Here is a 22198-nt window from a genome sequence, read left to right as displayed (position 1 = left end):
CTAGTGGATATCTCGCTTCTTGAATCTACCGCCTTTTACATCATGGATATTGCCTATCGCGAGAAAAGCTTTGGGATCCAGTCCATCGACAATGGATTTCAGCTTGGCTTCTTCTAGCCGCGTAATCACACAGAAGATCACCTTTTTATTGTCGCCGGAGAAGCCTCCTTCTCCTTCTAAGTAGGTAACGCCACGACCCAAGCGATCCAGAATGGCTTCACCAATTTCTCTGAAGCTGTCGCTAATAATCCATACAGACTTCGACTCGTCGAAGCCTTCAATCGTAACATCAATCATTTTGTAAGCAATGAAATAAGCAATTAACGAGTACATGGCACGATCCCACGTGTAGACAAACCCTGCACTACCAAGAATGAATAAGTTAAAAAACATAACGATTTCGCCAACCGAGAATGGTATCTTTTTCGAGACTAGGATCGCGACGATTTCAGTGCCATCTAAGGATCCCCCAAAACGGATAACCATTCCCACACCAATGCCTAGAATAATGCCACCGAACACCGCGGCTAACAACGGATCGTTGGTAAGCTCCTTTACAGGATGCAGCAAGGCAGTTCCTATTGACATGACTAGGATAGCGAAGAGTGTAGATAAAGCAAACGTTTTACCAATCAATTTATAACCGACAAATAGGAAAGGAATATTTAATAATAGCAAGAACACACCGATCGGCACTTGCGTCAAATAAGATAAAATGATCGAAATCCCTGTGATGCCCCCATCAATGATTCGATTAGGTACCAGAAAGATTTCTAATCCAACAGACATTAAAACCGCACCAATGAATAAGAACAAACCACGGCGAAAAAACGCACTTTTTGTCATTCTACGATGTTGAAGTTGCATAACGGCTTCTCTCTTTAGTTGCAATTGTTGTTTTGATGCCATAATCGAGTCCCCTCCTGCCTTATTTATTGCTTTAAGTATTCTTGATATAACCACCATTTTCCTGCAATCTATCTATTTTTCATAGAGATACCATCGAATAATGTCGAAATGCATGATATAATATCAGATGTTCAAGGACTTTTAACTTATATTTGTACAGGAGAATCTATGAAACAACACATTGAACGTTTACTATTGGTTATTCGGCCGAGATTGCCGCTTCTAGTACTTGCAGTAATCCCTGTACTGATCATGGAGATTTTGAGCCGCGGCAATTATATGGAGATGATGACATGGAGTTATAAACATGTTCTCGAGCTTCTTTTTAATGAATGGATTGTGGTAAGTCTTCTTTTGATATTCATTGCAATTTTTGGCCGAACGAAAATAGCTTACTGGGTGATTTCGGGGTTTCTTATCATCCTTGCGCTCATTAGCGGGGTAAAGCTCAAAATTTTAGGCGTGCCTCTGACGCCTTGGGACTTAGTTGTAGCGGGCGAAGCTTCCGATATGGTGAAATACTTATCTAACATTTTGACATTTAATGTATTATCTGTCATTCTCCTATTTCTTGTAGGAAGTTACTTCATCCTCTACCGTACAACCATGTTTATTAAAAAAGTCGCGTTAAAAGAACGAGGAATTCTTGCTGGCATAGGTTTACTTATGTTTTTGGCAGTATACACAGATTTACCGCTCCCCGTTCAGAAGTGGTTCGGCATTGAAGCCGCTGTCTGGAATCAAGTGCAAAACACCCAATCAAATGGGTATGCCTTAGCAACCGTGTTGAATACCAAAGCCATGTTCTCTGATAAGCGAGAAGGTTACGATGATAAAGCTGTTGAAGCCATCGTGAATGCGTCACCGACACCACCTATTAAAGCTGGTGATTCAACTACACCACCAATAAAACCAAACGTTATTGTCATTTTAAGTGAATCATTCTGGGATCCCACCATTATTCCCGGCGCTAAGTTCAGTAAAGATCCGATTCCATTCTTCCACAAGCTACAGAGGACAGGAACGAGCGGAACGATGCTTTCACCACAGTACGGCGGTGGAACTGCCAATGTTGAATTCGAGGTTTTAACGGGGAACTCGATGCGTTTCCTACCACAAGGCTCCATTGCCTACAATCAATATATTTCAAATGAAGTCGATTCATTAGCAAGTATTTATGCACGTCAAGGCTATACGTCGACTGCAATAAGTCCTTTCTATAATTGGTATTTTAATAGTAACAAAATCTATCAAGATTTCGGCTTTTCGAAGTATATTCCAATTGAATATTTCAAACCGACGTATTCCGGACCTTATATCGCGGATAGTGAAGTTGCTGCTAACATTATACATGCAACTGAGCAAAGCGCAGGATCTGATTTCGTTTTTGCGAATACGATGGAGAATCACTTTCATTACTTCCCTGGCAAGTTCCCTAAAAACACCTTCGATGTAACGGGCAACTTTTCCCAATCCTCGATTGGGATGCTCGAAACACTTGCACAAGGCATTAATGGGTCAGATAATATGTTGAAGGAATTAGTGGAATATTACGAGAAAAAAGGCGAGCCAACGATTATCGCTTTCTGGGGAGACCATCTCCCAGCGCTTGGGGATGATTATGCTACGTATATTGATACGAAATATATCAGCGGCAAAGATGACCCTGATTTCCTGAAAAAGATGTATAGTGTCCCGCTTGTCGTCTGGAATAACTTTGACCATGAGAGCAAAGATAATTTAAATATTAGTCCTTCCTTCTTAGGGCCTTATTTGATCGGGCTATCTAAACAACAAGGCAATTATTACACGAACTTCTTAACGGAACTAGCTAAAAAGTATCCGGTTATTCCTCCTAAAGATCATTTTGCTGAAATGAACATTAAGGAAGATGATTTGAAAGACTACGAAACCTTGCAATATGATATTCTTTTCGGAGACCGTCATGCTTACAAAAACTATTTGAAACCGATTATCGATCCTAAATACATGCTCGGTTTCGGACCTATAAGCTTAGAAAAAGTTGAAGCAGATTCACAAGATATTTCCGGTCGTTCATCCATTACACTGACGGTTTCAGGAAATAACCTTCCCCCACTCGGATATGTGACCTTAAATGGGAAAGCATTACCTACGACTTGGAAAGATGAGCATACGGCTACAGCATTGGTGGAAGGAACTCTACTCAAAACAGGCCTTTGGGACATTCAAGTTCAGGTAAAAGACTCCAAAGAAACCATTGTAGGCAAGTCCAACTCCGTTTCAATTGACATCGGTGGACGTTGATACACTACGAGATCTGGCAGCATGCAAAGAAGCTCACCCCGTAAAGGGTGAGCTTCTTTGTCTATCCTAACAATTATAGATTAATGATTTTACCAGTAGCTTCGGATTCAAATGCCCCCAGAATCACTTTCAATGCTTGGTAGCCTTCTTCACCGGAAATACGAGGTGGTTTGTTATCTTGAATGCTAGTAACGAACTCAGCGACAACTCCGCTGGATGTTTGTTTCTCATTCGTTGCTACTTGACCTACTTTGTAGCGCTCAACCGTACCATTACGAAGTTCAACGATCACTTGATCGTTAGGGTCTGTATCAATTTTGATAACACCATTCTCACACCATAGAACTGTGGAGTTGTCTTGACCTTTGTAGTAAGTCCAGCTTGCTACTAGGGAACCCGTAGCACCGCTTTTCATCCGAAGCAAACAAGTAGCGTTATCATCTACGTCTGTACCTTCTTTGTGAAGCGTACCAACGAAAGCTGCGACTTGAGCAACTTCATCGTCAAGCAACCAACGGATAAGATCAGACTTGTGCACGCCTAAATCGCCCATTGCGCCCATAATAGCTTCTTCCTTGCGGAAGAACCAGCTCTCACGACCATCAATGCTCCACCCTTCAGGACCTGGATGACCGAAAGATGTACGGAAAGTAAGAACTTTCCCGAGTTTACCTGATTCCAAAATTTCTTTCGCTTTCACGTGCGGAGGCATTAAACGTTGGTTGTGACCAACCATCAAGAAAACGCCATTTTTCTTCGCAGCTTCAATCATCGCTTCGGCTTCTGCAGCCGTTGTAGCCATTGGCTTCTCAACAAGCACATGTGCACCTGCGTTAGCCGCGGCAATGGTCATTTCAGCGTGAAGGTAATTTGGTGTGCATACGCTAACTGCGTCAACTTTTTCTGCTTGTAACATTTCAACATAGTTGCTATATGCTTTGCCGCCATGCAGTTGTGCGTAGTGCTCCGCTCTCTCGATAATCGGATCTACGAATGCAACTAACTCAACATTAGCATTTGCTGCATATTCCGGAATATGTCTATGTTTAGCAATAGAACCACAGCCAATAACGGCTACTTTAATTTTACTCATGAGATGAAAACTCCTTCGACTTATAAATATAAAATAGTTATAAAAATAGTTATGAAATTAGTTATGAACGTTTAAGTAATGCTCTTTAACCCAGTTAAAGCTGTTTTCAATACTAGTTAAAGGCGCTTTTTGGCAATGATCTTGCTCAACGACTAGCCACTCGACACCAGCTTGTTCAGCCGCTACGATAACTTTATCTAATGGAACATCGCCTAAACCTAACTCCAAAGTAACGAGTTTACCCTCAGCATCCTTCGTAAAATCCTTGAAATGCACTAAAGGCAGACGTCCTGCATATTTGGCAATGTACGCAAGTGGATCTTGTCCTGCGAATTGAACCCAACATACGTCCATTTCAACTTTAATAGCATCATTATTGGCATACATCGCGTCAAAAACAAACTCATTATCCACTTTGTAATGGAATTCGAAATCGTGGTTGTGATAAAGGAACTGCAAGCCTTGTTTTTGCGTCTCAACTGCAAGTGCCTGGCACTCAGCAATGAGTGCTTTCCATTGGTCCACGGACTCACGCTCTTCCGCACCAACATAAGGGCAGATTGCGTATTTCGCACCGATTGTTTTCAAATAATCGATCTCACCTTGGAAATTATCACGGAATCTTTGCAAGCTAACATGGCTTCCGAAAGCTTTCAGTCCAAGCTCATCAAGAAGACCCTTAAGCTGATCAGCAGGCATATCATAATAGCCAGCAAACTCAACGCCTTCATATCCTAACTTCGCAACATGGCGTAGTGTACCTTCCATATCACGTGCCATATCATCTCTCAATGTGTACAATTGAAGACCAATTCCTAAACGTCCCATTTGTTCTCCTCTTTTCTCATAGTGAAATCGATAATAATAACCTTGACCTAAGTATAGCGAGATTAGCCTATTATGACCATTCACGATATAATTAAAACATCTCTTATTTGGCTACGAAAGGCGAAACTACATGAATGCTGAACTATTAGTTTGTGGGTATTCTTTTCACATGGACCCGTTTTACGTGAGTACCAAATCCGGACTTCAATCTTATCTTTTTCGATTACAAACAGAAGGTACCAGCGAAGCGCTTGTCGACGGCCGCATGATTTCAATAGAAGCTGGTCACTTGCTGCTTTTTAAACCTGGCGATCCCTACGAGCTGCGCATCGGTAACCAACTAACGCCGAATGAAGATAAAATTGCCAGCGGTGACTACTACTTGTTTTGTAAAGGGGAATGGATTGATGATTGGTGGAAACGCAACAACAAACCAACCTGCATGCGCATTGATATCGATCCTCGACTCATCTCACTTTGGCGGCAATTAAGCCTAGAAAAGCGCAGAATGGAAGACGAGAATCCTGAATTAAGCGGCTACTTACTTCAAGCCTTATGCCTATATCTCGAACGTGCCGCAACAGAAACGGTGCAAGGACGTCCTTTTACAGGCACTCGCATGAAACGATTTATTGAGGCACATGCCACCGCTGTATTCAAAATCGAAGATGTTGCAGACCATGTTGGACTTAGTATCTCCCGAGCCGTTCATTTGTTCAAAGAATATTTTGGTAAAACAATGATCCAGTACGCGACAGAAGTTCGCTTATCTAGTGCCGTAGAGCGCATGCATGATAGTTCCATGTCCTTAGAACAAATCGCGCTAAGCTGCGGCTTTGGCTCCTATCCATACTTTCATCGTGCTTTTAAGCAACGCTTCGGGACCTCTCCTAAAGCGTATCGACAGAATATGCAACATACCTAGTACAAATTTTTTGATTAAATTCACACAATATTCAATATTCCTTGCCATTGTATGAAACAAATTCTGCCGCTAAATCGTATTATCTATATACGAAATACATAGCAATCTTCTTATTTGTCTTAAAATTGTAAAACTATTTTAAGGTTCTATTAATAATAATCCGATATGCTAGTACTATATCCAATTCTTAGGATGGTGGAACTCATGAAAATGTTTATAACGATTCATAACAAACCTGTGCCCGTATACTCCGATGAGAAAAATAAAAAGAAATTCAATTTACTGAAGTCAGCACTTGAGGCCAAAGTAACCAAAGGTAGAGCAACACTCAAGAAATGTCTGGATTCAATCATCTCTATCGAGATTGTCGGATGTGAAGCGATCCTTCATTCATTGAATGAACGTGACTCGCTGGCACTATCTCTGTACTAATAGAAAAAGCCTGAAACCCCTAAGTCAGGGATTTCAGGCTTTTTTCTGCTTTGTTTTACAAGTAATTCTTCTCTACAACATGAAGATGATGCTGCGCATGCCCAGCAATGACATATGCGATAGCACGGGCAGAAATAGCGAACGTATTCGCTGTTCCGCGACGAGTCCAAGCTGATTCAGTGATCGTAGGCAAAAGGGCTAACGTAGCCTGTCGTACTGCTTGGAAATCCTTTATCAAATCGACTAAATCTACTTCATCAAACGTTGTATTCGCAATGAAAATATCCTGATCAAATCCTGGTAAATCCGTTGTATCCCCGCGGGCAATGCGTAATAACCTGTAACTCATGATGCGTTCCGTATCCGAGATATGAGCCAGAACCTCCTTCAAACTCCACTTGCCAGGGGCATACCGAGATAAGGCCTGTTCCTCTGTTAATTGTGAAAATAGCGTTACTAGGGCTTTTTCTTGACTGTTCAAAATGGATACATAATCACCATCGGGTACCAATCCAATATACCCCGTATAAAAGGATGCATATTCGTCATGACTCGGTCTCTGTAGCATGTTTGAATCGTCTCCTTTCTTTTAAACAAATATTGGTATGAATTTCTCTATCATATCGCAATATCCTCGCTCTTGCTACCCACGCCTATTTCCCTGAATAGATTTTCTGTGGTATCTGCAAGAACAATCACAAACGGTAAGACCTAATCCCACACCCACCCTTCCAATGTAAGTTCGCCCGAGTATGACTTCGCTACCCTACCGCCTATTTCTTTTAGACTAATTTTCTGTGGTATCTACAAGTATAAACACCAGCCATCAAAAACTCACAACTCCACAATGCAGACCTGATTCTTAGCTTATAATTATAAGCTAGTAACTTAGTAACTACTTACTACTTACTACTTACTACTTACTACTTACTACTTACTACTTACCACTTACTACTTACTACTTACTACTTACTTCTTACTACTTACTACTTACTACTTACTACTTACTACTTACTACTTACTTCTTACTACTTATTTCTTACTTCTTACTTCTAAATACGCAGTACGCAATACACAGTACGCAATACTCAATACTCGCTTCTTTCTTCACTAACCTGTAACCTCTCTATTCTCAATCCACTATGTTACTACTCTGTTAAAAGGTGTTGTAGATATCACAGAAAATTAGTTTCGCCAAAGGATGCTCCCTGACCCAAAAATGCACTTAAAAATTCCACCACTCTCCCAAAACGAGAAAAAGGGAAGTAAGTCGCTTTCAATGACATCGATTTGATAAACAAAGTGAAAATTGAATATTTTGAGCAGCAACTTCAAGAGGTGCGATAAAGCAAAATAAAAACCCATTTCCCTATCATGGGAAATGGGTAACTATGTTTACTGCTGCTTGGCCTCAAGCAGCCAGATTTTGCTTTCAAAGTCGCCATGTAGACCAGCGACAGGCAGACCGGCGTATAACAAATGATCGCCGGGGAACAGCCCTTCTGACCCTTCGATATGATAATCGAAAGCAGGGTTGAGTCCTTTAAGCCGCAAAGTCTTCAGCGGCGCATACGGTTCAGCAAGCACACGGACGAAGACGACCATGGCTTGTGTCTTGTCCTTGGAGACAATCATCCACGCGGTGTCATTCCCCTCGAACGGGCTCAACAGGCGATACATATCGCCAAATTGGACAAGAGGCCGGATTTGTTTGTAGTCGGCAACTTGTCGTTTGACAAGTTCTTTCTCTTCATCGGTGAACTTCGTTAGATCAAGCTCATACCCGAAGTTACCAGACATAGCCACATGGCCGCGGGTTTCCAAGGACGTCATGCGATGAACTTGATGATTCGGCACGGCAGATACATGCGAGCCCATGGAGCTAACCGGGTACACGATGCTAGTTCCGTATTGGATTTTCAAACGGCACACGGCATCGGTATTATCGCTCGTCCACGTTTGCGGCATGTAATGCAACATACCAGGATCGAAACGACCTCCGCCGCCTGAGCAGCTCTCAAACAAGATATGTGGATATTCGGTAGTGATAGCTTCCATTACGCGATATAGACCTAGCATATAACGATGAGCTGTTTCACGTTGGCGTTCTGGCGGTAATGCCGCTGAGCCAATTTCAGTCATATTGCGATTCATATCCCATTTGACATAAGTAATCGGCGCAGAGCTAAGTATGTTGCGCAGCATGGACGTCACGCCTTCACATACTTCTTCACGTGAAAAATCAAGGATAAGCTGCCCACGCCCTTCGGTCCGTCGACGATCCGGTACATGTAAACACCAATCAGGATGTTTGCGGTATAAATCGCTCTCTGGCGATACCATTTCAGGCTCAAACCATAATCCAAATTCTAGCCCAAGCTTATTAACTCGCTCTACCAAATCTTCAAGACCGCCTGGGAGCTTGGCCTTATCAACAACCCAGTCTCCGAGTGAAGTCGTGTCATCATTTCTTTTGCCAAACCAACCATCATCAAGTACGAAGAGCTCAATTCCAAGTTCTTTACCTGCACGAGCGATGCTCTCAATTTTATCCGCGTTAAAATCAAAATATGTCGCCTCCCAGTTGTTAACCAGGACGGGGCGTACTTGATCACGGAACTCACCGCGGCAAAGTCGTGTACGATACAGACGATGATAGGATCTCGACATCTCACCAATCCCTTGAGCAGAATAGACCATTACAGCCTCAGGTGTTTGGAAGTGTTGTCCTGGCTCTAGCAGCCAGCTGAAATCGAAAGGATTGATTCCCATGGATATACGTGCCGTAGCAAACGGGTCCACTTCCGCGTAAGCCGCAAAGTTACCGCTATAGACGAGATTAAAGCCATAAACATCGCCATAGTCTTCATTGGCATCCTTGGCAAGCAAAGCGACAAACGGGTTATGCGAATGACTGCTTGACCCGCGTCGGCTTTCGACGGTCAATTTGCCTGGAGCTAGAGCTCTCTTTTCGATGTGACGCTCACGTGCCCAACTCCCTGAGAGCTGCAGTAGATCCCAATCAGCATGAGAATAATCTACGCTCATACTTAAAGCACGCAGCAACCTGAGATCAGCTGTGCCCTCGTTTACGAAACGGACGGAACGTGTAATTGCCGCATGATTGGCAAAAATCGTATACGACAGAATTGCGCGTAAGTCCGCTACTTTGTCAATAAGCTCAATTTCTAACGTTTCCGCTTCATGTTCATCTTCGACATAGGTTGAAGGCAATCCCTCTAACGCTGGCTTTCCTTTCACGATGCGATGCTTGTCATAAATAAGCTCAGTAATCGTCGAGCCATTAGGCAGCGCCACTTGATAAGCCGGCTCGCGGAAGTCGCTTGTCCCATACGCTGGATACTCCTGTGGTAGTGTATCAAAGGAGATTTTTCTATTCTCTTTTACGGGATTCGGACTGAAAGAAGCACGTTCTTTATATTGAATCACGCTACCAAGTTGGCCCGATCGAATAGGGCGTCCCCAATAAACATGGGCTGGATAGGCATTGTTAATCAGTTGAATTACATAGCTCATATACGAATTGTTTAAATGAAATATCCCTTGTGCTGCTTCAAATGAAATGGTCATTAAAAATCCCTCCTATCGTCTATTATCATATCCAATGTGAAACAAAACTATGGAGAAACTACACCTACATATGGAGGAATGTCGTTTTTTCGCAAAAAATAGAACCTTGACTCTACGCAGTCAAGGTCCATTTTCGCACATCTAGCTTAGCCGTATTTATACGTCATGCCATGTCCGCCCTTCGGGTACACCCAGTCTATATTATACGAAGGACACGCTATGCGGCACGTTCCGCACTCAATGCAATTTTCAAAGGCAACCGTGGTAATTTTAAGTTTCTTTTCCCATTCATAGACATCGGAAGGACAGAAATAATTACAATCCTTGGTGACACAATTTAAGCAGGTTTGTTTATCTTTGATCACGAGATGGGATTTATCATCACATTTGTAACGAATGGTAAACAGTTTATCTGAGATATCACTTTGGCTCATCCGTTCATCGCCCTCCATCCCTTGTAGCCCAGCTTCATCAAGTTCACCGTGCCGCCTGCGGCATTTTTGATAAGCTTCATGGCCATTTTTTGTTTCTCGGCTTTCGTTATTCCGTCCACAAGGAACATGTTATACGCTGCTTCATTTACGGCTCGAGGCAGCCTATCAAATAAGAGCTCAGGATCCTGTTCTTTCAAGAATTGATGCATGCCTTTGTACTTTTGCAAATCCTTGTGAACAAAGGACTCTCTGATCTTATTATCGTATAGATGCATGGTTGGGGCTGTAAAATCTCCACGTGCCTTCGCTTCGATAATAGCTTCTCCAGCTAGTCGCCCCGAGGTCATCGCGAGATTCGTCCCCTCCCGGTGGACAAAGTTAATCAGCTGCGCAGCATCACCACACACGCACCAGCCATCTCCCGACAAGGTTGGTATCGAGTGAAAACCACCTTCAGGAATCAGATGACCGGAATATTCTTTGGTCTCTCCGCCTTGAATCAGCTTACGAATCATCGGATGCTGTTTGACAGCATCGAGTACGGCGTAGGGCTTTACCTTTTTATCACGCAAATGATTCACCATTACACCGACCCCTAACGAGATCGTTTCTTTATTCGTATACAAGAAGCCCATCCCCGCCATGCCGAGCGAGGTTTCACCCATAAATTCAATGGTGACACCTTCATCACCCTCAAGCCCAAAACGGTCCTCAATTTTTTCTCGGGGCAGTGCTATGACCTCTTTAACCGCTAAAGACACCTCATCCGGCATCCATTCCTTATGAATACCCATCGCTTTGCCGAGCAAGGAGTTAACCCCATCAGCAATGACGACAACGTCCGCATATAGATCGCCGTCGTCACGGTCTGTTCGCACACCAACGACTTTATTACCCTCACGAATGACATCCAGTGCCACTGTTTCGTAAATTGGAATTGCGCCCGCCGCTACCGCTTTTTCAGCGAACCATTGATCGAATTTAACTCGCAAGCCAGTAAAGCAGTTATACGGCTCCTTGTAAGCTTCATTCCGATGGCCGAAGGTCACCATGGACTCTTTGCCCATCATCCAGATCCGCTGTTCAACAATGTAGCGTTCCATGGGGAAGTTTTTTTCCGTCCAAAACTCAGGTACTAGCTCCTCAATCTGTTTGCGGTAGAGGACGCCTCCGAAAATGTTTTTGGCGCCAGGAAACTCGCCCCTTTCGAGCAATACAACCGATAAACCCGCTCGTGCCATGGTTAAGGCCGCAGCAGCTCCGGCAGGACCTCCGCCAACGACGATGGCGTCGAATTTTTCGTTCATTTCGCTTCACTCCTCTCCCGTGCTTCGCTTGCCCCCGTCTGCGTATGGGTGGTGGATGACGGGTGAATGCCGAAAAGTGTGCGACGTTTCTTGAATTCCTCCGTTATGGCCGGGACGATTTTGAACAGATCGCCAACAAGGCCATAATGGGCAAATTGGAAAATTGGCGCCTTCTCATCCTTGTTGATCGCGACAACCACGTCGGCATGGCTCATCCCGACCGTGTGTTGCACAGCGCCAGAGATGCCGATGGCAAAGTAGAGCTTCGGCCGCACCGTGGCGCCCGTCTGCCCCACCTGATGCTCATGGCTGATCCAGCCAGCATCCACTGCAGCGCGGGACGCGCCAACGACACCGCCGAGCGCATCCGCAAGCTCGGCAAGCAGCTTGAACGCATCGGGGCCGCCTAATCCGCGGCCACCCGCTACGATAATCTCGCAGTCCTCGAGATTCAGTTTGCCTGTTTCGCGCAGAAAATCGAGCACCTGCGCGTCAATCTCTTCCTCGCGCATCGTGGCCTCGATACGCACGATCTCGCCTTGGCGCGCTGCGTCCTTCGGCAGCGCCTGAAACACACCGGCTCGCGCTGTGGCCATTTGCGGCCGGTACTGCTTGCAGAGGATGGTGGCCATCATCTTCTCGGAGAAAGCCGGACGGCTGGCCAGCAGCAGCCGTGACGGGGGCGGCTCCACGTCGAGCTGCGTCGTGTCGGCCGTCAGCCCCGTCGGCAGGTGCGTAGCGATTGCACCTGCGAGGTCACGGCCCGTCGCTGTCGCGCCGAACAGCACGATCTCGGGCTTCGCATCCTCGATCAGCTTCAAGCAGACCCGGCTGTATGGCCGGGTCCTGTAATCGCGAAGCTCCGCGGCTTCGCACAGGTAAACCCGATCCGCGCCGTAGGCCACGGCTTCATCGGCGAGTTGGGCAACATTCTCGCCGATGACGAGCGCCATGAGCGGCGCTTCCAGCTTGGCTGCCAGCTTCTTGCCTTCGCCTAGCAGCTGCCAGGATACCTTTTTCGCAATGCCCTCGCGCTGCTCAACTACGATCAACACCCCACGATATGCCGACCAGTCCGGCATCGTCGGATCTATCTGTTCTGTTTCTTTTGCCATCGTGTTATCCTCCGTTCCTATCGATCAAGTCCACTCCAACAAGGCCTGCATGTCCTTCGTTAATAGTTGATCGGCTAGCTGGGCTGCGCCCGTCTCTGGGCTATCAAATGTGATCATATTGGTTTTGACAGCTTTAATTTCTGGTACCCACGTTTTGGCAACAATCGTTGGCGAGCCCTTAAGTCCAATCTTTGCCCGCTCCAGATCTGGAAAATCTGCCGTTGTCCAAACGGTAGGCTTATATCTAGCCGCTCGAATCATCCCAGGCAGCGAAGCGCGTCTCACTTTATTTAGTTCCTTCAACGCTGTAATCAGGACAGGCATGCTTGTCTCAACCACTTCGATGCCATCTTCTAATAGTCGGTGTACGCGTACTTTTCGATTGGCTTCATCTACTTTTACGACTTTGTTCACATAGGTTAGCTGTTCCAAATCTAATCGACAGGCTACGCCTGGACCGACTTGTCCCGTATCGCCATCTAAGGTTTGCTTGCCGCAAAAAACGATATCCACGGGTCCCCATGTTTCGGCAATTTTCCGAATGGTTCGTGCAACGACGTAGGAGGTAGCCAGTGTGTCCGCCCCGGCAAAACCACGGTCAGTTACCAGTACTGCATCATCAGCACCTAGCGATATGCATTCCTTAAGCCCTTTCTCTGCTGGTGGCGGTCCCATGGTCACTACCGTGATGCGCGCACCTTGTTCATCTTTAATACGCAGTGCCTCTTCCAAGCCATGCATATCATAGAAATTCACAATGCTGGGTACACCTTGACGAATGAGCGTATTATTTTTGGGATCAATGCGAATTTCTCTAGAATCCGGAACTTGTTTAATACAAACGACAATATGCAGCATCTCTGCACCCTCCTATTTCTACGGGGAACTGGCTTGCATTTTTTGACAATCGCCTTGTCACAGCCTGTCATCATTGTGAAATTTGTCACGTAAATGTCGATGAGTAATCGCTTTCAGTGCATCACATGACATGATGAACCAGCATAAAGATAAGAATCTAACACAGTATATGCGTCAGCGCGAGGAACTTGACTAAACCAAGAAAAAATAAAGAGCTCAGCACATTTCCACGCAATAAAAAAGACTGTCAAGGCAGGCTTAAGCACCCGTCCGACAGTCTTCCCATTTTCATTCACTTCTCAACTATTGTTACTAATCGCCTGATTAATTCTCTCCCTCACCTCGAGCATCCATGCTGTGCTGCGGGGATAAACAGAGAACGTGATTGGCTCAGTCAAGCCTTCTTCTATTAGTGCAATCGTGCTTTCTTTACCAATCAACGTTTCCAATAATTGCAACGCCCTCAAATCTTGCAGCGCTTCAAAGAATACTTCCATCCGAATCGACTCTATGGGTCCCGTTTCACCAGGATAAACAAGGTAGCTATCGCCCGAAGCAAACGCATGCAAAGCATCCGTTACTTGAAAGGGATTCAACGGTTTAATCGCATATTGGGAGTAATAGAAATTGTATCCCCAATGCAGAAATCCTTGAATACCGTACTTATACAGCTGCAGACCGAGGATTCGGTTACGTGCGGAAGGCATGTTAAAGAAACGATTCGACACTTCTTTATATTGTACACAGCAATAATATGTCCATAAATCAGGGACACCCGCTTTTAAGAAGGGCTCAATATGATCATTCGAGGGAATCGGCTTTTGGACAATGCCTCGTTCATAAAAGGATATGTCCGTCAAGGCATCGATTATCGGATATTCGGGAGGCAGAAGCTTCCGTACAAGATCACTTGCTTTCTTGTATGATTCGAAATGTGCCTCCGTAGGCTCATCTGACACATGGAAGTAACTGCAAGAAGCGATGCCAAGTTTTTGGATAGCACGATCTAGATCAGGAATGAACTGCTCTAAAAAGTGCGCATAGGCTTCCCCAGCGGCATCCGTTTCCCAACCGAAAATACGCTGCTCCACCCCATTCAGAGTTGCCATAATTTTCGGCGTATGCTTAGCTCCCCATTGGGTGAACAAGTGTGAGAACTCGAAGTATTCAACCCCTCTGCTCTGGCAAAGGGCAACCCAACGCTCGAGATTGGCATAATCAAAGGCATACGTGGTCTTACTATCAATACTCCTCCCCTCCACAACTTTCACACCAATCAGCTGCACGGTCGGTCGTTCCCCACCTACTGCGGTATCCAAGGGAGGCGTAAAGATCGGAGTCAGTATCATGTTAATGCCATGCTTAACAGCCGTTTCGATGAACTGACCGATGCGATGCCAATGCTCCTCACTAAATACAGGGACCTTGTAGTGTGTCGCAAGGCAATCAACGTGAAACCACTCTGTATGAATCAGCTTTTGCTTCGGCAGAGTCGCTTCAAGTATAGTTAGCTCCAACACTTCCTCACCAAGCAGTTCCCCTTCTGGCGAATTAAAACTTACATTTACTTTATAGGTTCCAGCCAGTGTAGTAGCATCCACATCAACATGCATCCAAATTGCTCTCCATTGGCCCGGGAGGGACGTCACAGTCTTCGCTTCAAGCGGGTACAAAGGATCCGGGTACAAACCAGCTGTTGTCCGCAACACATGGGAATCATGGTCAGCGTAACAAGGCATTTCAGATGGCACAAGACCTACAGTGCGTGTTGTAAAAGGAACCCCTAGTGTCGAATTAACTTCAACACGAATGTTTTTCAGTAAGTGATCTGAGGTGTATGCAACTTGGAAAGCGAAGGTTTCTCCTTTCAGTACCGATGCTTGTTTAAGCGCCCCTTCGCTCGGAGCTTCATCTGCAAAAACTTTGGATAACGAACTCAAGCTTATGGTTTGGAAAGTTACCTTATTGTCCATTGATTACATGCCTCCAATATTCGTTATAAACCATTTCCTTATTCCCATTTCAAAGATTGGAAAGTCCCCGTTTGTGCAGACTCCTGTGCTTTCATGCACATGAGAGCACTCATCAAACCGTCATCCAGCGTCGAGATGGAGCTCGCTTTCTTTTTCATAACTTCTGTAAAATTACGTGCCAGCTTCGCATCACCGCCAAAATGGTTGCTGCCAGCGGCAAGATCATACGTCTCTACACGGGCTGTATGGTGCATATGAACTTTGACTTGACCGGTATAGAAATCGAAGTCCACAGTCCCCTTATACCCCATGAATCTCGCACCCCGCGCAGCAGCGCCTTTGCGAATAAAAAAGTTTTGCGAGTATGACATATGCATACCGCTTTCATATCGGAACAGTGCACTACCTGAATCTTCATTGCCTGTGTCTTCCGCATAACAGCAATATTGCCAGGTCGGATCCAGCCCTTCCACTGTTCCAACCGTGCTCTCCAAACAGATGCGATTGTCTTCACAATCCACACATTTGAGTCCAGCAGATTTGTTTCCTTTGAAAATTTGCTTGGAAGTCATCGCACAGACAGATACCGGCGTCTGCCCAAGAACGGCTTGGATATAATCGAAATCGTGGGTTGCTTTTTGCAGAAAAAGCCCCCCGGTCTCTTCCTCATTTCGATACCAGCTTTGGAAATAGACACGCCCATAAGGCACGTTATTGATCGCTTGAACATGTTCAACCGTACCGATCTTACCTGATTGCACGATTTCTTTAACTAGCTCCACAAGAGAGGTCACTCGTAATGGAAAAGATACGACAACAGGTGACGTGGATGCTTCGTAACCCTGTTTTAAACGAAGGAGATCCTCGTAGTTCGTCGCCACCGGCTTTTCGATATAGAGCGGAAGATTATGCTGCAGTACCTTCAATCCCATCGTTGTATGCAAATTACAGCGCGTGCCAATCATAACGCCGTTAAGCTGCTCTGCTGCAAACATTTGCTCTGGCGTATCATAATAATGAATGTGATGCCAACCTTGCTCATCCAATTGAGCTTTAACCGCATCTTTCCGTATGTCTACAATTGCCGCAATTTGGCAGTCCACATCTGCCTTCATGACTTCTTTAATTACACTACTTATTCTATGGCCATACCCAATTACACCAATCTTCATGTTAGCTCCCCCTCGAACTTAACGCTATCCTGATTATAAAAGATGTTTCTTTCCTTTTCTTTGTCCTGAAAGCCGATTTTTTTGTAATTTCGACTGTGTTATGATAGATACAAAAGCTATGCAACGACCTGCCAGGAGTGACCCCCATGACGATAAGTGAAACGAATACTACCGAGTATCGGCGGACGCATTTGAAGATGAGTATTGTGATCCAAAAAGTCATTACCATGCACTACTTTGAGTATGGGAAGGATTTTGTGTTCGATGGCGAGAAGCATGATTTCTGGGAATTTCTCTATGTCGATCGTGGAGAAGTCGAGGTACATGCGGATGATGATCGCTATTTACTTAAACAAGGCTCTATCATCTTTCATAAGCCCAATGAATTTCATAGTTTTTACGCAACTAAAGGAAAAGCTCCTAATTTAATTGTCATGACATTCGATTGCCATTCGAAAGCGATGCAGTTTTTTGAGCGTAAAGTGCTGCATCTTGAAGATGAAGAGCGTAATTTACTCGCCCAAATTGTTCGTGAAGGACAACAAGCCTTCGAGTTCCCCTTCGGTCATCCCCTTGTGAGGAGGTTAGATGCACCTGTTGGCAGTGAGCAAATGCTGCAAAGCTATTTGGAAATTCTTTTGTTACGTTTGCTTCGCAAATCAGCTTCTCCGGAAGCGGAAACGCCTCTCTCAACAGTCGCTAAGGAAAAGTCGACTCATGATTTGACCAGTAAAGTTATGAGCTACATGGAAGACCATATCGATACTCATCTTACCTTAAATGAAATCAGCCAAGTATTCTGTGTAGGTAAAACACAGCTCAAAGACCTTTTTAAAAAACATACGAACTATACCCTCATGGAGTATTTTGCTAAATTGAAAATCGATCAAGCCAAAATTATGATTCGCGAGGAAACCTATAATTTCACCGAGATTTCCAGGCAACTGGGCTTCAGTTCTGTGCATTATTTTTCCAAGGCTTTTAAGAAAGCAACCCTGATGAGTCCTTCTGAATATGCAAGAACAGTGAAATCCCGCATGTAAGCACTTATCTTCCTTATAGCCAAAAAAATCCCGAGCAGCTGCATGTAGCAGTTCCTCGGGATTTCTCGTTAACTCACCTTTGTATTACTCGTCTTCGTCTTCTTCTTCAATCTCGTACGTGCACAGAAACCGCTCTACACCCGGATATTTCTCACCTAGACTACGAATCACGAATCCAACGTTGCGGTAAAATTGCACAGCCTCTTCATCGGTTTCCACCGTTATCCGAACTGGCTGCATATCATCAATAATTTCAAGTAACATCCCGCGTCCAAACCCTTCTCCTCTGCTCTCAGGTTCAACAGCGAGATGACGAAGTGTCATTTCTTGCTTCTCATTCAGCTCAAAGCCGATAATTCCGACAGGTAAACCTTCCGACTCATAGGCAAATAACCATGTGTTTTCATTATTTTCATATTGGCTCAGGGCTTCTTGCAGACTTTCAGGATCTGGAAACACACTATAGCCAAGTAATTGTTGAATATCTCCCTCATGCAGGCGGGATTTCACATTTAACAGCACGTACACTCACTTCTTTCTATATTCGTATATCTACCCATAATCTACTAACTTGGGCATGCTGTCAACTTGCTAATCACTTCTCGCCATTCTTCCGGCGAACTGTCTCTAGCAATAAGCCATGATTTCCCTTTCCCCGTCTCATGCACAAGCACGATCGGTTGTGTGATGTCCATTACATCAGTCACAAAGTTATTCGGTTGCCAATCGAAAAGCGCTCTAAAGAGCTTAGGTACTTCAGTTAAAAATACATTGGAAGCATTTTTGCGGAAAACATCGGTTGTAACAACTAACTTCCCACCATTGTGCACATACCTAATCAACGCCTCTTCTAATTCTGCTTCGTATATAATATGAAGCGGCAGAATCAGCAGCTCGTAGTCCTTTATCTGTCTTGGCGTATATACCACATCCACTTGCTTATTCAGCTCGAATAGCGGGCGATAGACGTTTTCCACGACATAATTGGCATAAGGCAGCCGATCCGAAACGGAGATCTGATAACTCCATGAGCTGTCAAAGTGATAGTACAGTCCGATAGTGGGCGCGGTTTGAAGCTCAGCTTCGACTTTCGTCGTAGGTGCCTTCGTATAGCGCTGAATGACGTTGTAATTGTACGTAGGTTCACCTGTCATGGTGAGCAATTCTTTGCCGCCTCTCCCTTGTTCTTGCCCCCAGGGAAATGGCTTCATTTTGAAAAGGAAAAACCGCTCACACCCTCGCTCCTCAATGATCCGCATATCCCGCTCCAACTGAGCAGCACCTGCGCCGTATTCCATCATCCAGAAAGGTTTATTACGTACACTGCGGCTCGCATCCGAATAGAAAGCAATTTCATGCGGTTTATCACTGTATATATCCATGCCGACAACATCTAGCGTAGCGAACATGTCGACCCAGTTGATATTATCTCCCCAACAAAACATGAACCCATTCGTTGTAATCGGGCGATCTCCGATATACGGGCGAAGCACACGCTCCTGCATGCGTGCATATTGAACCAGTCCTTGCGATGAAAATCTCGCAAATTCCAGCTCAAGGCTGGAATGCGGCCACATCATCACATCACTTTGAATCGGGGCAGGCAATGGGATTTGCGCCCAGGTCTGATAGTGTTGGGACCAGAACACCGTACCCCAAGCCTCGTTTAATTGCGAGATCGTCCCGTATTTATCAGCCAAATACTGCTGAAAAGCTTGCTTCGCGCAATCGCCGTAATCATATTTGGTTTCACCGCCAAATTCATTATCCAACTGCCATGCGATTACATTCGGATGTTGTCCGTAACGTTCAGCCATCTTACTAACCATTCGCTCTGAATAGATCAAATAGTTGGATGAATAGTACGAACGATGCTGCCTGGCACCGAAGCCTATAGTCTTGCCACTTTTATGCACAGGCAGCACATCTGGATATTTTTCAATTAACCAAATCGGCGGACAAGCTGTCGGTGTACAGAGTACAACCCCTATGCCATATTTAGCAGCAAGTTCTATTGACTCGTCCAGCCATGTCCAGTTATATAGGCCATCTTCAGGCTCCAGTGTTGACCAAGCAAATTCGGCAACTCGAATACTAGGAATACCTGCTTCTTGGAGCTTCTTATAATCAATCGGCCATTGCTCCGATTTCTCATGCTCAGGGTAATAGGCCACTCCGATTTCCATACCATTTATCCCTCCATTGTAGCACTGCGATAAGACTCAGCTCCACACAAAATCATGACTCCATTTCCGCCAAGTTCCGTTACCCCGTGAAGCTCCTTCTCGGATAACAGATCATACTTGGGATTAGCGATCTGTACGTGAACAGGCTCTACTGAATGATTGATAACAAACGTATACGCCTGCCCTCCTTTGAATCTGGATACAATCTCAACGCGAGGTGAGTCCGTTACGATGCCATCACCTGACATGGCCAGCTCTGCATCTCGACAAATTGCACTGAAAATGTCATCTCGCAGCTTGGCATCTAGCTCCGTACCAATGTAGTACGCCTTTCCTTTGCCATACTCATTCATCGTCACCGCTGGACAGCCAGAGAAATAATCTTCACTGAAGGTAGCTAAAGCTTGTGCACCATGCAGTTCAATAACATCGAACCAAGTCCTCCCGTGATAGATCTCTTCATTTCCAAGCCTTCGAATTCGACGAAACTCTTCTTTCCCTAGAACGCCATATTCTTCTACGCTGATTCCTAGTAAGTCTGAGAACTTCCCAGGAAGTGTGAGCGCTTCCATGCGATTATGCCAATCCTTAGCGCCAGCACGGTAATCCAGCACAATAATGCCTCCTGCATGAACATATTCATACACTTTTGCCACGAGCTCATCGGTCGTCATTATGAAATGAGGGAGAACAAGGACCCGGTATCCAGAAAAATCAGCTTGAGGTGCAAGGATATCTGTTGCGATCTGATGGTCATACCAATAGTGATAATAGCTCTTAAAATGGTCCATGTATGTGTAGTCCATGATATGTGGTTGAATTTCGAACACCCATTCATGGTCATAGGAGCGAATCATTGCCACCTGAGCTTGATTAACTGAGCCCTCCAATGATGGCCAAATTCTAGTCAACTCGGATCCGACCTGTTGCACCTCCCGATACTTCCTCCCTGCTTTACCATCATGCGCCAAAATACCATGCCAATATTGCTCCGCACCAAATAAGCAGCCTCTCCAACGGAAATACAAGATCCCATCTGCGCCATGAGCAATCGACTGGTACGTCCATCTGCGCAATTCCTGCGGTTTCGGAGTTGGAAACATGATGTTTCCGCCAGGCTGGCCGCTTTGGTGTTCCATAACCCAGAAGTTCGTCCGTTTCAGCCCGCGCGTTATATCATGCTGCATGGCCGCAAGCGCTGGATCGACTTCTTTGGTAAACATTAAGTTCGGATAATTATCCCAAGAAACAATATCCAAATCCTCAGATAAATCAAATGCATCAATTTCATTAAAAGCACCCATCATATTGTGCGTGATTGTCGCTTGCGGCGCATATTGCCGAATGAGATCTGTCTGAAACTTCTGGAACCGGCAAACAGCATCCGAAGCAAATCTACGATAATCCAGCACTAAGCCTGGGTTATGGAGCGGAAACACCGTGTACGCTGGTACGATGACCTCTTCCCACTCATTGTAGATTTGACTCCAAAACACAGTGCCCCAACATGCATTCATATGGTCAATTTCTTGATATTTGTCCTTCAGCCATAGCTGAAATTTGGTTTTGCAATTATCACAATAACAGCGCGTCGTCTCGTTACAGCCGAATTCATTGTCAATTTGCCAGGCGACGACACGTGGATCATTGCCGTACCGCTCGGCCATTTTGCCCACAATCGTTGAGATATAAGGCAAATAATTGTCATTGCTATAACAATAATGTCGTCGATTCCCATAGCCACGAACATCCCCATACATATCACGCATATATAGATCAGGGTGTTGATCCATCAACCACTTCGGCGGCGTTGCTGTCGGCGTGCCAAGAATAACCTGAATACCTTCCCCAGCCAAAATGCCGATTATCCGATCTAACCAAGTGAAATCGAAGCTACCCGCCCTGCGTTCCATGCGCGACCAAGCGAACTCGCCTATTCGGACAATGTTAATTCCCGCTTCTCGCATCATCTTCGCATCGGTCTCCCAACGCTCCTCCGGCCAATGCTCCGGATAATAACAAACTCCGAAATACATTCTGCTCCTC

18 protein-coding genes are annotated in these 22198 nt (G+C 45.1%); 4 read left to right on the top strand and 14 right to left on the bottom strand.

From position 1 onward, the window contains the following. The gene (locus tag J2736_RS02460; RefSeq protein WP_397340210.1) at positions 1–846 is read right to left on the bottom strand and encodes a YitT family protein; all 846 of its coding nucleotides are present in this window, start codon (positions 844–846) and stop codon (positions 1–3) included. A gap of 231 nt (positions 847–1077) precedes the next feature. On the opposite strand from J2736_RS02460, the gene J2736_RS02455 reads away from it, so the two are divergent. Continuing rightward, positions 1078–3195: an LTA synthase family protein gene (locus J2736_RS02455; protein ID WP_310223198.1), complete on the top strand. Its 2118-nt coding sequence runs from the start codon at positions 1078–1080 to the stop codon at positions 3193–3195. Positions 3196–3268: 73 nt separating this feature from the next. On the opposite strand, the gene J2736_RS02450 is transcribed toward J2736_RS02455, so the two are convergent. Both J2736_RS02450 and J2736_RS02445 read right to left on the bottom strand, forming a co-directional pair. Next, entirely contained in the window at positions 3269–4288 is a 1020-nt protein-coding gene (locus tag J2736_RS02450) for a Gfo/Idh/MocA family protein (protein WP_310223196.1), read from the bottom strand. 57 nt (positions 4289–4345) lie between these two features. Further along, positions 4346–5116 carry a sugar phosphate isomerase/epimerase family protein gene (locus J2736_RS02445; RefSeq protein ID WP_310223194.1) on the bottom strand — a complete coding sequence of 257 codons (771 nt, stop codon included), beginning with the start codon at positions 5114–5116 and terminating at the stop codon, positions 4346–4348. Between the two features lie 130 nt (positions 5117–5246). On the opposite strand from J2736_RS02445, the gene J2736_RS02440 reads away from it, so the two are divergent. Then, positions 5247–6041 (top strand): AraC family transcriptional regulator, encoded by a 795-nt coding sequence (locus J2736_RS02440; protein WP_310223193.1) that lies wholly within the window; start codon positions 5247–5249, stop codon positions 6039–6041. Between the two features lie 204 nt (positions 6042–6245). After that, positions 6246–6473, top strand: a complete 228-nt coding sequence (locus J2736_RS02435) for a hypothetical protein (RefSeq protein WP_028554145.1) — start codon at positions 6246–6248, stop codon at positions 6471–6473. Between the two features lie 55 nt (positions 6474–6528). On the opposite strand, the gene J2736_RS02430 is transcribed toward J2736_RS02435, so the two are convergent. The 8 genes from J2736_RS02430 to J2736_RS02395 all read right to left on the bottom strand — a co-directional run bounded on the left by J2736_RS02430 (position 6529) and on the right by J2736_RS02395 (position 16923). After that, positions 6529–7041, bottom strand: coding sequence for a DinB family protein (locus tag J2736_RS02430; protein WP_310223188.1), 513 nt, complete (start codon positions 7039–7041; stop codon positions 6529–6531). Positions 7042–7868: 827 nt separating this feature from the next. Next, a complete protein-coding gene (locus J2736_RS02425) occupies positions 7869–10064 on the bottom strand; it encodes an alpha-galactosidase (RefSeq protein ID WP_310223186.1) in 2196 nt (731 codons plus the stop codon). Between the two features lie 146 nt (positions 10065–10210). Beyond that, positions 10211–10498, bottom strand: a complete 288-nt coding sequence (locus tag J2736_RS02420; RefSeq protein ID WP_028554142.1) for a ferredoxin family protein — start codon at positions 10496–10498, stop codon at positions 10211–10213. Continuing rightward, complete coding sequence (locus J2736_RS02415) at positions 10495–11805, bottom strand: FAD-dependent oxidoreductase (RefSeq protein WP_310223183.1); 1311 nt, start codon at positions 11803–11805, stop codon at positions 10495–10497. Before J2736_RS02415 ends, J2736_RS02420 begins: the two co-directional genes overlap by 4 nt. Continuing rightward, on the bottom strand, positions 11802–12920 hold the full coding sequence (locus J2736_RS02410; protein WP_310223181.1) for an electron transfer flavoprotein subunit alpha/FixB family protein: 1119 nt from the start codon (positions 12918–12920) through the stop codon (positions 11802–11804). The genes J2736_RS02415 and J2736_RS02410 overlap by 4 nt, the downstream gene beginning before the upstream one ends. A gap of 24 nt (positions 12921–12944) precedes the next feature. Next, positions 12945–13778, bottom strand: coding sequence for an electron transfer flavoprotein subunit beta/FixA family protein (locus J2736_RS02405; RefSeq protein ID WP_310223180.1), 834 nt, complete (start codon positions 13776–13778; stop codon positions 12945–12947). Between the two features lie 299 nt (positions 13779–14077). Beyond that, on the bottom strand, positions 14078–15751 hold the full coding sequence (locus J2736_RS02400) for a DUF4091 domain-containing protein (RefSeq protein WP_310223178.1): 1674 nt from the start codon (positions 15749–15751) through the stop codon (positions 14078–14080). A 38-nt stretch (positions 15752–15789) separates the two neighbouring features. Beyond that, positions 15790–16923, bottom strand: a complete 1134-nt coding sequence (locus J2736_RS02395; protein ID WP_310223176.1) for a Gfo/Idh/MocA family protein — start codon at positions 16921–16923, stop codon at positions 15790–15792. 146 nt (positions 16924–17069) lie between these two features. On the opposite strand from J2736_RS02395, the gene J2736_RS02390 reads away from it, so the two are divergent. Continuing rightward, complete coding sequence (locus J2736_RS02390) at positions 17070–17966, top strand: AraC family transcriptional regulator (protein ID WP_310223174.1); 897 nt, start codon at positions 17070–17072, stop codon at positions 17964–17966. Between the two features lie 84 nt (positions 17967–18050). Here the strand turns inward: J2736_RS02390 and J2736_RS02385 are convergent, their stop codons facing one another. Genes J2736_RS02385 through J2736_RS02375 form a run of 3 tightly spaced genes read right to left on the bottom strand, consistent with a single transcriptional unit; the run spans position 18051 to position 22188 of the window. Beyond that, positions 18051–18488, bottom strand: a complete 438-nt coding sequence (locus J2736_RS02385; protein ID WP_310223172.1) for a GNAT family N-acetyltransferase — start codon at positions 18486–18488, stop codon at positions 18051–18053. Positions 18489–18532: 44 nt separating this feature from the next. After that, positions 18533–20152, bottom strand: a complete 1620-nt coding sequence (locus tag J2736_RS02380; protein WP_310223170.1) for a beta-galactosidase — start codon at positions 20150–20152, stop codon at positions 18533–18535. Positions 20153–20157: 5 nt separating this feature from the next. After that, entirely contained in the window at positions 20158–22188 is a 2031-nt protein-coding gene (locus J2736_RS02375) for a beta-galactosidase (RefSeq protein WP_310223168.1), read from the bottom strand. Between the last annotated feature and the right edge of the window lie 10 nt (positions 22189–22198).

Source organism: Paenibacillus qinlingensis, from assembly GCF_031455095.1.
GTDB classification, from domain to species: Bacteria; Bacillota; Bacilli; order Paenibacillales; family NBRC-103111; genus Paenibacillus_E; species Paenibacillus_E qinlingensis_A.
This window is presented reverse-complemented; position numbering and strand designations above follow the sequence as displayed.